Annotated in this window: 12 protein-coding genes; all 12 read left to right on the forward strand. The window is 57.8% G+C overall.

The genetic code is table 11. The features are described 5' to 3' along the window. The first annotated feature begins 185 nt into the window (after positions 1 to 185). Positions 186 to 2,342 carry an alpha-galactosidase gene (locus DD236_RS03990; RefSeq protein ID WP_109093042.1) on the forward strand — a complete coding sequence of 719 codons (2,157 nt, stop codon included), beginning with the start codon at positions 186 to 188 and terminating at the stop codon, positions 2,340 to 2,342. 52 nt (positions 2,343 to 2,394) lie between these two features. Continuing rightward, the gene (locus DD236_RS03995) at positions 2,395 to 3,309 is read left to right on the forward strand and encodes a carbohydrate ABC transporter permease (protein ID WP_109093043.1); all 915 of its coding nucleotides are present in this window, start codon (positions 2,395 to 2,397) and stop codon (positions 3,307 to 3,309) included. Between the two features lie 10 nt (positions 3,310 to 3,319). After that, positions 3,320 to 4,246 (forward strand): carbohydrate ABC transporter permease, encoded by a 927-nt coding sequence (locus DD236_RS04000; protein WP_165819817.1) that lies wholly within the window; start codon positions 3,320 to 3,322, stop codon positions 4,244 to 4,246. Between the two features lie 8 nt (positions 4,247 to 4,254). Continuing rightward, positions 4,255 to 5,619 carry an ABC transporter substrate-binding protein gene (locus DD236_RS04005; protein WP_109093045.1) on the forward strand — a complete coding sequence of 455 codons (1,365 nt, stop codon included), beginning with the start codon at positions 4,255 to 4,257 and terminating at the stop codon, positions 5,617 to 5,619. Positions 5,620 to 6,029: 410 nt separating this feature from the next. Further along, positions 6,030 to 8,135, forward strand: coding sequence for a formate C-acetyltransferase (pflB, locus tag DD236_RS04010; protein WP_109093046.1), 2,106 nt, complete (start codon positions 6,030 to 6,032; stop codon positions 8,133 to 8,135). 32 nt (positions 8,136 to 8,167) lie between these two features. Continuing rightward, positions 8,168 to 8,419: an autonomous glycyl radical cofactor GrcA2 gene (grcA2, locus tag DD236_RS12350; protein ID WP_109093047.1), complete on the forward strand. Its 252-nt coding sequence runs from the start codon at positions 8,168 to 8,170 to the stop codon at positions 8,417 to 8,419. A 10-nt stretch (positions 8,420 to 8,429) separates the two neighbouring features. Next, positions 8,430 to 9,299 (forward strand): pyruvate formate-lyase-activating protein, encoded by an 870-nt coding sequence (gene pflA, locus DD236_RS04020; protein WP_109093048.1) that lies wholly within the window; start codon positions 8,430 to 8,432, stop codon positions 9,297 to 9,299. Positions 9,300 to 9,540: 241 nt separating this feature from the next. Then, entirely contained in the window at positions 9,541 to 10,917 is a 1,377-nt protein-coding gene (locus DD236_RS04025; RefSeq protein WP_109093049.1) for an aldehyde dehydrogenase family protein, read from the forward strand. Between the two features lie 195 nt (positions 10,918 to 11,112). Further along, positions 11,113 to 11,646, forward strand: a complete 534-nt coding sequence (gene nrfH, locus DD236_RS04030; protein ID WP_243409901.1) for a cytochrome c nitrite reductase small subunit — start codon at positions 11,113 to 11,115, stop codon at positions 11,644 to 11,646. A 10-nt stretch (positions 11,647 to 11,656) separates the two neighbouring features. Beyond that, positions 11,657 to 13,108: an ammonia-forming cytochrome c nitrite reductase subunit c552 gene (locus DD236_RS04035; RefSeq protein WP_207785675.1), complete on the forward strand. Its 1,452-nt coding sequence runs from the start codon at positions 11,657 to 11,659 to the stop codon at positions 13,106 to 13,108. Then, positions 13,098 to 13,925, forward strand: a complete 828-nt coding sequence (locus tag DD236_RS04040) for a tetratricopeptide repeat protein (RefSeq protein WP_109093052.1) — start codon at positions 13,098 to 13,100, stop codon at positions 13,923 to 13,925. Before DD236_RS04035 ends, DD236_RS04040 begins: the two co-directional genes overlap by 11 nt. A 3-nt stretch (positions 13,926 to 13,928) precedes the next feature. Continuing rightward, positions 13,929 to 14,780 (forward strand): cytochrome c biogenesis CcdA family protein, encoded by an 852-nt coding sequence (locus DD236_RS04045; RefSeq protein ID WP_109093053.1) that lies wholly within the window; start codon positions 13,929 to 13,931, stop codon positions 14,778 to 14,780. Positions 14,781 to 14,786 lie beyond the last annotated feature (6 nt).

Genomic DNA, 14,786 nt, shown 5'->3' on the forward strand with positions numbered 1-14,786 from the left:
GCATTCTATCTTTCGTTGGCGAATGAACTCACCTCTTTTCAGCCAGTGTCGTGGAACACTTCTCCAAATTCGAGGTTGCTACGTCGTTTTCCCTGAGCTACTATCTTACATAGAGCAAGAAAGAACGTGTGATGGAGCACAAAGAGGCGTCCTCACAACTTGGCTAAAAGAAGGGTAAGGCGGGCATGTCGCAAGATCTTCACCTCCGGCGTGGCGGAACCTCAGTTCTTCTTCATATTGGTGAAACAACTGGTGTTTCTGTTGAATACTGGGGCGCCGATCTCGGCGATCTCTCCGCGAGTGAGTGCGCGGTTACCAACGGCGCATTGGTACTTGCCACCTATAACTCAGATTCAGACATTCCTGCCTCTCTTTCTTTGGTTCCCCAACAAAGTGAGGGCTGGATTGGCACACCGGGCCTTATCGGATCGCACGGAGGTCACCACCAGTTTCCACAGTTTGAAACAAAATCGGTTTCGGTGGAGCACGCTGGTCCGAATGGTACGGCGTCGTCGGCAAAAATAGACCTTTACGATCCGGAAGCAGATCTTGTTCTGGAGGTAACGCTCCAGCTGACGGAAAGCGGCCTTGTACGCACGCGGGCGCGGCTCACGAACCGGGCGGATAACCCCTACGATCTGGACTCGCTTCTACTCGCGCTGCCCACGCCAGCCGTGGAGTCTCAGGTGATTGATCAGACTGGCCATCACCTCCGGGAGCGGGATATTCAAACCCATGAGTTCACAATCGGTGTTCATGAGCGGGCTCTACGTATCGCGCGCGGGCACACAACCTCAACGGTCCATGGCACGTGCGCACCGGCCACCGGCTGGCAATCCGGGCTGGTGCACTACGTTCACGTGGGATGGTCAGGCAATACGCGCACGGTCGCCGAGCGGACTCATCAAGGCATGCAGTGTCTAATGGGCGGCGAGTTGCTGATGCCCGGGGAGGTTCAGCTGGCCCAGAACGAATCGTATGAAACCCCGTGGGTATACGCGACGTGGGGTAACGGACTTGATGAGGCTTCCGCGCGGTTCCATGATTATCTTCGGACTCTGCCGCATTACCCGGAGAAGGCCCGGCCGGTCACCCTCAATGCATGGGAAGCGGTGTACTTCGATCATTCGCTCCCGCGCCTGCTGGAGCTAGTGGACGAGGCGGCGCGCGTGGGCGTTGAGCGCTTCGTCTTGGACGACGGCTGGTTCGGATCGCGCCGCGACGATTCCTCGGGGCTAGGGGACTGGCAAATTTCACCAGATGTATGGCCGAATGGCCTGAATCCTTTAGCCGATGCCGTACATGGGCGCGGGATGGAGTTCGGGCTGTGGTTTGAACCCGAGATGATCAATATGGACTCGGAGACGGCCCGGGCACACCCTGATTGGGTCCTTAGCCCTGCCACACACAGGCCGCGCGAATCCCGGAATCAGCAGGTTCTTGATCTGACGAATCCGGAGGCTTACGAATACATAAAATCTTCGATCCTGCAGGTTCTCAGCACCGTCCGTGTGGACTACATCAAGTGGGATTTCAATCGCGATCTGACTGAGGCGATTTCCCCACGAACCGGCCTGCCGGCCTATCACGCCCAAACGCTTGCTACCTACGCCCTCATGGACGCCATCCTTGCCGCTCACCCAGGTCTAGAGATCGAATCGTGCGCCGGCGGTGGTGGCCGAATCGACCTTGGGATTATGGAGAGGGCCGTGCGGGTATGGGGATCGGACTGCATCGATCCGATCGAGCGCCAGCAGATTGAGGCGGGCACGGCGTTGCTGTTGCCGCCCGAACTGGTGGGCTCCCATGTTGCCTCAACTACGTCACATACAACCGGCCGGACGCTCGGGCTGACGCTGCGCGCATCGACGGCCATGTTCTCCCATATGGGAATAGAGTGGGACCTTACGAGCGCCACCGCGCAAGAACGCGACGAGCTGGCGGCCTGGGTATCCCTTCACAAAGAACTACGGCACCTCCTGCACACAGGACGTGTTGTACATGCAGATCATCCAGACCGTGGTTGGTGGATCCACGGTGTGGTGTCGCACAGCGGGGACAGGGCGATATTTGCCCTGACTCGCCTGACCACCTCGGCACAGCGGCCCACCCCACCACTGTGCTTGCCAGGCCTTCCGTCCGGCTCACGATACGAGATCCAGGAGATCCTCCCCGAATCCGTAGCCAGCGATGTTCGGATGAATAGCCACGTGCTCCCACCCTGGTGGGGTAAGCCGATCACACTTCCCAGCGAAGTTTTGGCCAACGCAGGGTTCCGCTTCCCAGATCTGGATCCAGAAAGAACGATCCTTTTGGAGCTCAACCGCGTCGCGAGCAAATAGCCGCGCCGCACACAAGTAGCAACTGCGCCACACACTCAACAAGAGGAATCTTATGTCCACAGTTTCTCCTCCGGCGCCCGCAGTGAAGCGGCGCTTTCGAATGGGGAATGAAGCGCGATCCGCACTCGTGTTTCTGGTCCCGGCAGGCATTGGTCTTGTCCTGTTCTACCTAGTGCCCGCCCTGCGGGGCCTGTACTATTCATTTACCTCCTACGAGGTACTGACGCCCCCTGAATGGGTGGGCCTTGATAACTACCAGCGCCTCATTGATGATCCGCTGTTCTGGAACGCCCTTAAGGTCACGCTCTATTACGTGCTCCTCAACATCGGCTTCCAGACCGTGCTTGCGATCGGGATCGCGGTACTGATGCAGCGCCTGACGAACTCCACGTTCTTGCGGGGTGTGGCGCTGATGCCGTACTTCATCGCGAACGTGGTGGTTGCCCTGGTGTGGTACTTCATGATGGATTACCAGATTGGCATCGTGAACGTGCTGTTTGAAGCGATCGGGCTAGATCGAGTCGCCTTCTTCGGCGAATCGGCGTGGGCCATTCCAACGGTTGCGTTCATCAACGTGTGGCGGCACATGGGGTACACCGCGCTTCTGGTGTTCGCGGGCCTGCAAACCATCAACAAGTCTGTGTACGAGGCCGCCGATATTGACGGAGCGGGCGAGGGACGCAAGTTCTTCAACATTACGCTGCCGCTGCTGCGTCCGGTGCTGGCGATGGTTTTGGTTGTGACCGTCATCGGATCATTCCAGATATTCGACACCATTTCGGTCACCACGCAAGGAGGCCCGGTCAACGCAACCAGAGTGATCAACTACTACATCTGGGACTTGGCCTTCGGACAGCTCGATTTCGGGTACGCGTCCGCTGTGGCCATCGTCTTGTTTGTCATCTTGATGCTCGTCTCGCTGGTGCAAATGAAGCTCATGCGGGCCGATGAATCGGACGAGTTGTAGGGAGAACATCATGGCATTAACTCGATCAAAGTCCCGAAATACCCAGAAGGATCTGCATCATAGGAAGCACGGGGCCGGTCACTACGTGGCGTGGGCTTGCTTCATCCTGATCCTCCTCGTCACGATATTTCCGTTCTTCTGGATGTTGCGCTCCTCGTTCGCATCGAACTCCGCGCTCATCACCGATCCCGGGGCCATCTGGCCCTCGGAAACCTCCCTTGACGCCTATCGGAGAGTTTTTGGGCTGACCACGCCCGAGGAATCGATCGCCCAGGGCGGTGCGGGCGCGTCCATCAACTTCTGGCTGTACCTGCGTAACTCCGCCATCGTGGCGTCCGTTATCACAGTGGGGCAGGTGTTGTTCTCCGCAATGGCGGCCTACGCGTTCGCGCGGTTGCGGTGGCGCCACCGCGATTTCGTGTTCTCGATCTTTATCGCGGCGCTCATGGTCCCGTCCATCTTCACCGCTATCCCCAACTTCGTTCTGATTAAGGATCTTGGACTGCTCAATACCTTCGCGGGCCTTGTGCTACCTACCTTTTTCATGACGCCGTTCGCGATCTTCTTCCTTCGGCAGTTCTTCCTAGGGATCCCGAGGGAGATTGACGAGGCGGCAATGATCGACGGAGCGGGCCGCTTCAAAGTGTTCTTCAAAGTGATCGTGCCGATGGCTTCGGCGCCTATCACCACGCTGTCCGTGCTCACGTTTATCAACTCCTGGAACGAATACTTTTGGCCGTTGCTGGTGGGCCAAAGCGAGAACGTCCGGGTGCTCACCGTAGCGCTTGGTATCTTCCGCTCGCAGACCCCGCAGGGCTCCCCAGATTGGTCCGCGATGATGGCAGCAACCCTAGTTGCCGCCCTCCCGATCATCATTCTCTTCTCCATACTCGGCAAGCGCATCGTGAACTCCATTGGGTTCACGGGTATTAAGTGAGGCACCCGATGAAAAAGGCACAAAAGGTTGCGGCATCGGCCGCGGCGCTCGCGATGGCCATTGGTTTGGCAGCTTGCTCGAGCGATACACCCGCCCACACGGATGCAGACGTAACCCTGCGCTACTGGCTCTGGGATTCAAGTCAGCTTCCCGGCTACCGGCAGTGTGCGGAGAACTTCCAAGAAGATAACCCGGATATCTTCATTTCCTTGGAACAGTACGGTTGGGATGATTACTGGACCCAGCTGACTGCCTCCATGGTGGCGGAGAATGCCCCGGACGTGTTCACAAACCACACGTCGCGCTTCGGCAAGTACGGAAGCTTGGACCAGATCCTTGACGTCTCTGGGTACATCGAAGCCGATGGCTACGATCTTGACCAGTTTGAGGACGGACTGGTGGACCAATGGGTGTCCGAATCCGGTACCGCCCAGCTCGGGATCCCGAAGGACTGGGACACTGTTGGCCTCTTCTACAACGAGGACATGATCAAGGAAGCCGGTTACAGCCCCGAGGACCTGTGGGAGTTGGAGTGGAATCCTGAGGATGGGGGCACCTACGAGGAGTTCCTTGCCGCTATGACGATCGATAAGAACGGCGTACACGGCAACGAGGAGGGCTTCGATAAAAACAACGTTGCCACCTACGGAATCGGTTACAACGAGGCCGGTTCCGGCTACGGCCAGGTCCAGTGGTCCCCTTACGCATTGTCTAACGATTGGGAGTACGCGGACCAGAATCCGTGGGGCCGAGTTTTTAACTACGACGACGAGAACTTCCAAGAAGCCATCGCCTGGTGGAAGTCACTCATCGATAAGGGATACATGCCGAAGCTTTCGATTGCTTCCTCCGGCATTGGCACACTCGAATCGTTCGGTGCGGGCGCCTACGCCACCCTGATTGAGGGATCGTGGAACATGAGCAATGTTGCTGCAAAGGCTGCTGTTCCTGTGGACGTTGCTCCCACGCCGATCGGCCCATCGGGGGATCGCGCCTCCGTGATGAATGGCCTTGCCGATTCTATCTGGGTGGGTACCGAACATCCGGATGAGGCGTGGAAGTGGGTCAGCTACATGGGCAGCACCGAATGCCAGGACATCATTGCCAGCGAGGCGGTAGTGTTCCCGGCAATTTCCTCCTCAACGGAAAAGGCGATCCCCGCGTTTGGAGAACTAGGATTTGACGCCGAGGCATTCTCTATTCACCTTGAGGATGGCACCGGTGTGACGTCCCCCGTGGTGGATCGGTGGGCGCAGTTGGACTCCATCATGAATCCAGCGATGTCCGCCGTGATTGACGGGCAGGCTGATGTTTCCACGTTGACGAATGCCAATGAGCAAGTGAACAACATGATGGCGAGAGATCGTGAGTAGCGGATCTTAGGCCCGCTGCGGAGCCTCCCGCGTGCTCGTTCCTGATTGGGGCAGCGCGTGGGAGGTGTTCTCTTCCACGCGAATTTCGCGGCAGAACTCTCGTGCACTGAGCGGACGGCCCACTATAGCAGGCGTATGACACCCAAAGATTTCGCTGTTACAGCAGTGCGCTGGCGCTCCAGATTTTTCGCGGGACCGTGAAAAATCCGTCGTCGTCGGCAAAAGGGACTATGGTCCCGGGCGGCCTGACCAATTTCTCACAGCGTAAAACCACCTATTTAATCAGTGAATTTCTGCGAAATGTGGGCCGAATAACTTGAGATCCAGCCTAGAACTACAGACAAAGGTCTGCCGGTGGGGGACAATGGAATTAATTCCATTACGGACTACCCATCCAGGAGAGACAAACAATGGAGCGTACCAGCGCAGAAGCCGAGGCCACGACCCAACAGGCGTGGGAGGGCTTCACCACCGGAGACTGGACCGAGAACATCGATGTCCGGGACTTTATCCAAAAGAACTACACCCCTTACCTTGGCGATGCCGAGTTCCTGTCCGGGGCTACTGAGAAAACTCTTCGGGTGTGGGACACGCTCGAAAAGGACTACCTGTCCGTTGAGCGTGAGCGCCGTGTTTACGACGTTGATACGAAAATCCCCGCGGATGTCGATGCTTTCCCGGCTGGTTACATCAGCGATGACGATAATGTCATTGTTGGCCTACAGACCGATGTTCCTCTCAAGCGTGCGATGATGCCGAACGGCGGATGGCGCATGGTCGAGACGGCGATCAAGGAAGCTGGCAAGGAACCAGATCCCCAGGTCAAGGACATTTTCACAAAGTACCGCAAGACGCATAATGACGCAGTCTTCGATATCTACACCCCGAACATTCGCGCGGCGCGTTCCTCGCATATCGTCACGGGACTGCCGGACGCATACGGCCGCGGTCGCATCATCGGTGACTACCGCCGCGTGGCGCTGTACGGCATTGACAAGCTGATCGCTGACAAGCAGCAGGACAAGGATGCCGTTAAGGACCAGCCCTTCTCTGAGAACTGGGCGCGTTACCGCGAAGAGCATTCGGAGCAGATCAAGGCTCTGAAGAAGCTCAAGAATATGGCGGCTGCATATGGCTTCGATATTTCCGGCCCGGCCAAGACGGCTCAGGAAGCTGTTCAGTGGACGTACTTTGGCTACCTTGCCTCGGTGAAATCGCAGGACGGCGCCGCAATGTCCTTCGGCCGCCTCTCCGCCTTCTTCGATGTGTACTTCGAGCGCGATCTTGCCGCTGGCCGCATCACTGAGCAGGACGCTCAGGAAATGATCGATGCGCTGGTGCTGAAGCTCCGCATCGTCCGCTTCCTGCGCACGATCGATTACGATCAGATCTTCTCCGGCGATCCGTACTGGGCAACGTGGTCCGATGGCGGCTTCGGCGATGACGGCCGTACGCTCGTTACCAAGACGTCGTTCCGTCTGCTGCAGACTCTGCGTAATCTTGGCCCGGCTCCCGAGCCGAACATCACCATCTTCTGGAGCGAGAACCTGCCAGAGGGATACAAGGCCTTCTGCGCCGCGATTTCGATCGAGACCTCTTCGATTCAGTACGAATCTGACGAGCAGATCCGCTGCCATTGGGGCGACGATGCCGCGATCGCGTGCTGTGTTTCCCCGATGCGCGTGGGCAAGCAGATGCAGTTCTTTGGCGCTCGCGTGAATGCCGCCAAGGGGCTCCTGTACGCCATGAATGGTGGCCGCGACGAGATGTCTGGTAAGCAGATCGTTAACGGCTTCGAGCCCATCACGGGCGACGGCCCGCTGGACTTCAACGAGGTCTGGTCCAAGTACGAGGACATGCTCGACTGGGTAACCGGCACGTACGTGGAGGCGCTCAACATCATTCACTACTCGCACGATAAGTACGCTTACGAGGCAGTCGAGATGGCGCTGCATGATTCGGACATCGTCCGGACCATGGGCTGTGGCATTGCCGGGCTTTCGATCGTTGCCGATTCGCTCTCCGCCATTAAGTACGCCAAGGTCACTCCGGTACGTGATGAGACCGGCTTGATCGTGGACTACAAGACCGAGGGTGACTTCCCCACGTATGGGAATGATGACGACCGTGCGGACGAGATCGCGGCAACCGTTGTGCACACCATTATGAGCAAGATTAAGTCCATTCCGCTCTACCGCGATGCAGTGGCAACTCAATCGGTGCTCACGATTACCTCGAATGTGGTGTACGGCAAGGCTACGGGGTCCTTCCCGTCTGGTCACAAGGCTGGCACGCCATTCGCTCCCGGCGCCAACCCGGAGAACGGGCTGGATTCGCACGGCATGGTAGCTTCGATGCTCTCCGTGGGTAAGCTGGACTACAACGACGCGTTGGACGGCATCTCGCTCACCAACACGATCACGCCTTCCGGTTTGGGGCGGAATAAGGATGAGCAGGTGTCCAACCTAGTTGGCATTCTGGACGCCGGATTCGTTCCCGAAGACGCAGATCTCTAGAGTTACAAGGATATTTGAAAGGAAGCCATACCATGGCAGCTATGACATATGAAGAGCGGCTTGCGTCCATGAAGGCAGCTCGCGAGGATCACGGCGGTGTACAGGGCCTGTACCACGCCAACATCAACGTGCTGGATCGTTCCACCCTTGAGGATGCCATCGATCACCCCGAGAAGTACCCGAACCTGACAGTTCGCGTTTCCGGCTACGCGGTGAACTTCGTGAAGCTCACGAAGGAGCAGCAGCTGGACGTTCTCTCGCGTACCTTCCATCAGAGCGCGTAAGTGATCACGATTGACTGAAACAGTCGTACTGGGGGCCGCTGGCGATCAGGATTTCCTGTCTCCAGCGGCCCGCCCGCATGGTGCGGGCGTTGCGGGCCTCGAAGAGCTCTCGGATCTAGAGCGTGCAGATCGCTTAAAGCGCATGCGTTCTGGGGACCTGGGGTCCATCCATTCGTGGGAGCTAGTGACTGCTGTGGACGGGCCAGGCACCCGCATGACCACCTTCTTTTCCGGGTGCCCGCTGGCCTGCCAGTATTGTCACAACCCGGACACGCTCCAGATGCGCAACGGCGAGCCCGTAAGCGCGGAGGAGTTGCTGCGGCGCATCAGGCGCTACCGGCGCATCTTTAAAGCCACCGGAGGCGGCATCACCCTTAGCGGTGGCGAGGTGCTGATGCAGCCCGCATTTGCGCAGAAGATTCTGCGTGGCGCCAAGCTGATGGGCGTCCACACCGCCCTCGATACGTCGGGCTTTCTGGGGGCACACGCCTCGGATGAAATGTTGGACGATGTGGATTTGGTGCTGTTGGACGTGAAGTCCGGCGATCCCGACACCTATAAAGAGGTCACAGGGCGCGCCTTGGAGCCTACGATTCGATTCGGGGATCGCCTCGCGGAAAAGCGTATCGAGATCTGGGTGCGGTTTGTGCTGGTACCCGGTCTCACTGACGATCCGGAGAACATCCGAAAGGCCGCGAAGATTGCTCGGCGTTGGACCAGTGTGAGCCGCGTTGAGGTGCTCCCGTTCCACCAGATGGGCCGGGACAAGTGGGCCAGCCTCGGGATGCCCTACAAGCTCGAGGACACGAAGCCGCCCACGAACGAGGCCGTTGAGGCCTGCCGCGAAATCTTCCGCAGCGAGGGCTTGAACGTTATTTAGCGCGCGGCGTCATTTCAACTCCGTATAGCGGGGTTTGAGTGTATAAAAGACCGATTCTCGGGCGTTTTTGGAGTTGACATGCGTCGGCCGGTTGTGGCGGGCCTTGCGCGTGCGCGTATAACTCCGGTTTTTATGGCTTCTCAGGCATTTGAGCACGCAGCCCTCGCTATTTCGAGTTATAAATGCCTTGGTATTTGGTTCATCCCTAGACAAGTCCGGTTAACCGAATAATGATGGATATATGAGCAACTATGCGGTTCACAATCCCAATACCGGCGAAATCGAAGAGCGTTTTGACTCGTTGAGGCCCGAAGAGGTCCCAGCGGTCATTGACCGGGCACACGAGGGGTTCCTCAAGTGGCGCGAGACCCCGATGGAGGAGCGAGCCGCGGTGCTGCGGCGATTTGCGGAACTGGTTGAAGAGGAGGCTGATCGTCTCGCCCGCATCATTGGGCGGGAGATGGGCAAGCCCCTTAAAGATGGGCTTGCTGAGACTGTCACCTTGGCAAAACACGGTTGGTGGTTTGCCGATCATGCGCCCGAGATCCTTGCAGACACCGTGATTGATGCTTCCGATGGCGTCAAGACCTACGTTAAGCATGACCCACTCGGGGTGATCCTCGGGATCATGCCGTGGAACTTCCCGTATAACCAGATCGCCCGCTTTGCACTGCCGCAGCTCATGGTGGGCAACGCGATTCTTATGAAACAGGCATCCATATGCCCGGTGTCCTCCGCCGAGTTTCAGAAGCTGTTGGAGCGAGCAGGGCTTCCCGAAGGTGTGTACACCAACATCTATCTTGATTCTGGTGATGTCGAGGCCGTTCTCACGGATTTTCGTGTCAAGGGATTCTCCATAACTGGCTCGGAGGCGGCGGGTTCCTCGGTTGCTGCGATCGCGGGTGCCAACATGAAGCGCTCGGTCCTAGAACTGGGCGGCAACGATCCGATGGTCATTCTGGATGCCGCGGACGTGCCTGCCATGGCTGAAAACGCCGTGCGCCTGCGCCTCTTCAACGCTGGTCAGGTGTGTACCTCTCCGAAGCGAATAATTGTGCACGCAGATATTTACGATGAGTTTGTTGAGGCCGCCGCCGATGCAATCGGGCGCATGAAGGTTGGTCCATTCGATGGGGAGGATACGGACATGGGTCCGGTTTCCTCGGTCGAGGCACGCGACGAGGTTGTGGAGCGCGTTGCCCAAGCGGTCCGAGACGGCGCTACGCTTCGCTTCGGAGGAAAACCGATTGACCGCCCTGGCGCTTACATGGAACCCGCACTTCTGACCGATGTGGGATTAGAGCAGGACATTTCGTGTAAGGAGTTGTTTGGGCCCGTGGTTGTTATTTATAAGGCCGATAACGATGACGACGCCCTGCGGATAGCCAACGCAACCGAGTACGGACTCCAATCCTCGGTATGGAGCCAAGATATGGCGAAGGCCGAGCAGTTCGCACACAAGGTCAACGCGGGGATGACCCTCATCAACGCACACCGTGAATCCAGCCCGGAATGGCCGTTCGGTGGGATCAACCGGTCCGGTTACGGGCGCGAGGAAGCGGCTTGGGGGCTCACGCTGTTCACGAACGAGCACGCGTTCCGGGTCCACGAGGCGTAGCTGACTAGCATCTGAATTAGGGGAGCGCCGGCACAATGTGCCGGCGCTTTCCTATGTTGGCGAGCATGATCGGGACTAATGTCCCGAAACTGGATGGAAATACGTAAGGCATGGCTTTTATTAAGGGTATTTCAGTGTAAATAGATGGTAGCGGCCTATCGCGGTAAATAGACTCAACCTAACCAAACTTCTGTGATGTTGCGGAAGAACAGTTGGCGGATCTTGAGGGGGATCAGCGCGATGGAAGGGCACCGTGCAAAGCGCAAGCGGTCGGGTGCGTCCATTCTGGCCTTCATCGCTGTATTCGCTGTGGGTATGATGATTGGCCTTGCCGCTTACACCTTTGTGTACGCGAAGGGCTTTTCCTATCTTTCCTCGGATCCAGAAGCGTGTATCAACTGCCACATCATGGAGGATCAATACGATGCCTGGCAGGCTGGAGTTCACTCGGATGTTGCCACATGCGCGGACTGTCATCTTCCCCATGACAACGTAGTTCACAAGTTTTATGTGAAGGCGGAAGACGGCTTCCTGCACGGCCTGAAGTTCACCACGGGTTGGCATCCCGAAAACATTGAGGCTCGGGATTCCAGCCTCGAAATCACCAATACCGCCTGTCTCGAGTGCCACGCGGATATTACGTCAGATATTCGCCACCTCGGCTACGCGGATAACGATGAAGTCTTTGACTGCGTGAGGTGTCACAGCGGCGTAGGACATGATGACTAAGGAGGGGACCATGAGCGAGGAAGCGATCCCGAAACGGCGGCTCTATAGGCGGCCGTGGTTCCTGGTGCTAATAGCACTGGGGGCCGGCATTATTACGTTCGTTATTGCCATGCTGCTCACTGACATTTTTTCCAAACAGCAGGAGACCACCAACTCCTTCACTCAGGTTGTAGATCTTGACGAGACCACCGTAGATCCCGCGATCTGGGGGCAGAACTTCCCAGTTCAGTACGAGGCTTACAAGCAGACTGCCGAGTTCACCGAATCCGAGCACGGGGGCACGATGGTGCCCCACGACGTTGAAGGGGACCCGCGCACTGAGGTTGCTTCGTCCAAGTTGGAAGAGGATCCGCGGCTCGTCACCATGTGGGACGGGTACGCCTTCGCTGTGGACTACCGCCATGCTCGTGGGCACGAGTACATGACGCTGGATCAGCAGTACACCAAGCGAAACACAGAGTTTGACCAACCGGGCACCTGCCTAAACTGCCACGCTTCCATGCCCGCCATCTATGACGAGCTAGGTGACGGCGATATTACTGCGGGCTTCGAGTCTCTGGGATCGATGAGCTTGGACGATGCACTCGAGCTGGCGGACCATCCCGTCTCCTGTATCGATTGCCACGATCCCGAGACGATGGCGCTGCGTATCACGCGTCCCGCCTTCGAGAATGGCATCGCAGCTCTCAAAGCCAACGAAGGCGTTGAGGACTATGACGTGAACCGCGACGCCACCCACAACGAGATGCGGAGCTATGTTTGCGCCCAGTGCCACGTGGAGTACTACTTCGCTGGCGACGAGAAGATTCTGACCTTCCCATGGGATAACGGACTCGCGATCGATGACATCTGGGAGTACTACGAGGACACCGGGCACACCGATTTCACGCACGCTACCACCGGTGCGGATATCGTCAAGGCACAGCATCCTGAGTTCGATATTTGGTCCCAGGGCGTCCATGCACAAAACGGGGTGAGCTGCGCTGATTGCCATATGAACTATGAGCGTAACGGCGCCTCGAAGGTGACGAACCATCAGATCACCACGCCCATGGAAGATGTGAACGCCTCATGCGGAACCTGCCACAACAACACCGGTGACGGCAAGCTTGAAGAGCGGGTAGCGCAAATTCAGGACAGGTTTATCCAATCCCGCGACATCGCGTTCGATGCACTCGTGGCGCTGATCGATGACATTGAGGCCGCTCAGAACGATGGTGATGTGTCAGAAGAACAGATCAAGCTGGCTCAGGACTACCAGAACAAGTCCAGCTTCTACATCGATTACGTGTACTCGGAGAACTCGTACGGCTTCCACGCCCCGGACTACACCCAGACCATCCTTGCCGACGCACTAGACGATGCCCGAAAGGGACAGCTTGCCCTCAAGGGTGTTTCGGCTGAGGACCTCGAGGCGTCCGACGTCACCGTAAGCAACAGTGAGGCAAAGAATGCCGATTAATGGCGGCGACGGCAACGGACCTGACCTTCCCAAAGGAGAAGGCGGTCAGGTCCCCGTTTCCCCCGATCGCATGGAACTCCTTCGTGAGTATCTGGAGGGCGCACCCGAGGAACTAAGCGACTGGGCTGGGGAGCGCTTGGTGGAACTGGACGGTTCGGTGGAAGCGGATACTGGGGGAGCCGCGGATAGTGCTGGCCCTGAAGACTCTGAAACCGCCGGCTCAGAAACCGAGGAATCCGACGATTTCTACAACGATATGGAGGGCGAGGATGACCTTGTCCACGATCGAATGGGGAAACGGAGAAATCGCGGGGGAAAAGCGGATAACCCGGAGCTATCTGCTGGTGGCATGGGTGGAAAAAGCAAGGTTCTTCTGGCATTGGTTCTGGTAGTGGGTGTGATTGGCGGTGTGTACGTTGCCGGACAAGGTGGCGATGAGACGCCTAGCGCAAGTACCCTCACGATGAATTCCGATAGTCAGGATTCAACACAGCGTAAAGCTGAACTAGCCGACGCGATCGAAGAGAACCCCGAGGCAATCGATGAACGCCTTGAACTGGGCGTTCTCTACTTCAATGATCGGGATATCGAACAGGCGCAAGAGCAATGGCTGAAGGTCACGGAGCTTGAGCCTGAGGCAGTTGCTGCTTGGTACAACCTCGGATTTAGCTACCTCTCGGAGGAACCTGCGGACACAGAGGCGGCATACGCGGCATGGGAGCGTGTGATTGACATTGATCCCGATTCTCAAGAGGCGCAGACCGTCAAGATGCACATGGAAGGGCTGACCGATCCGGTTGAGAGCCCGGAGGAGTGACCAGTGGATTCTGTAACGCTCCCACTCGCATTTGCGGCAGGCATCGTGACATTTGCGTCACCGTGCTTCCTGCCGATCATCCCCGTGTTCCTCACTTATTTGGCTGGTAGTACACGCCTGAAGCCAATGCCCGCGGTTCAAGGCGTGCTCGTTGCTCAAGGTGGAGAGGTCTCCACCCTTCCGCAGGATCGGTGGCAGGCGGTGCCCGCTACTCGGTCGGGGACCGCGGCGAGTGGTTCAGACGGGGCCTCTGTTTTGCCCCGGACCGTTGTTTCGGCCCGGTCCACGCGGCGGCGGGCACTCACCCATGCGCTCGCGTTTTCCGGAGCATTCACCCTGATCTTTGTGGCGTTGTGGGCGGTGATCTCTGCGGTGGGCTGGGTAGCCGCGGATCTGCGCGAACCAATGCGCATCGTGGGAGGAATCGTCCTGATCCTTCTCGGGCTGTTCGCGGCGCGGATCGTCAAGTTTCCGCCTTTAGATCGGGCCCGGAGCTTCCGGCAGGTTCCCGCGGGGGAGCCGACCGTAGCGAAGTCGGTGCTTCTCGGGCTGGCCTTCGGCGCGGGGTGGTCTCCCTGCGTCGGTCCAGTACTGGGGTTGATCCTTGGCATGGCGCTCACGCGAGAGACCGCTCTCGCGGGGTTGGGCTTGCTTTTGCTGTTCTGCCTCGGAATCACGACGGCATTCGTGCTAGTGGCGCTGGGTATTGACGGGCTCATGGGGCTCCTGACCAGGTTGAGCCACCATTTCCAAACAATTCAAGTGATCGGCGGGATTCTTATGATCATCATGGGGTTTCTTCTGATTGCAGATTTACTCGCCCCACTCAGCGGTACTAGCTGGGTGACGATCTAATGAGGA

Origin of the sequence: Ancrocorticia populi (assembly GCF_003123745.1) — a bacterium.
GTDB classification, from domain to species: domain Bacteria; phylum Actinomycetota; class Actinomycetes; order Actinomycetales; family Actinomycetaceae; genus Ancrocorticia; species Ancrocorticia populi.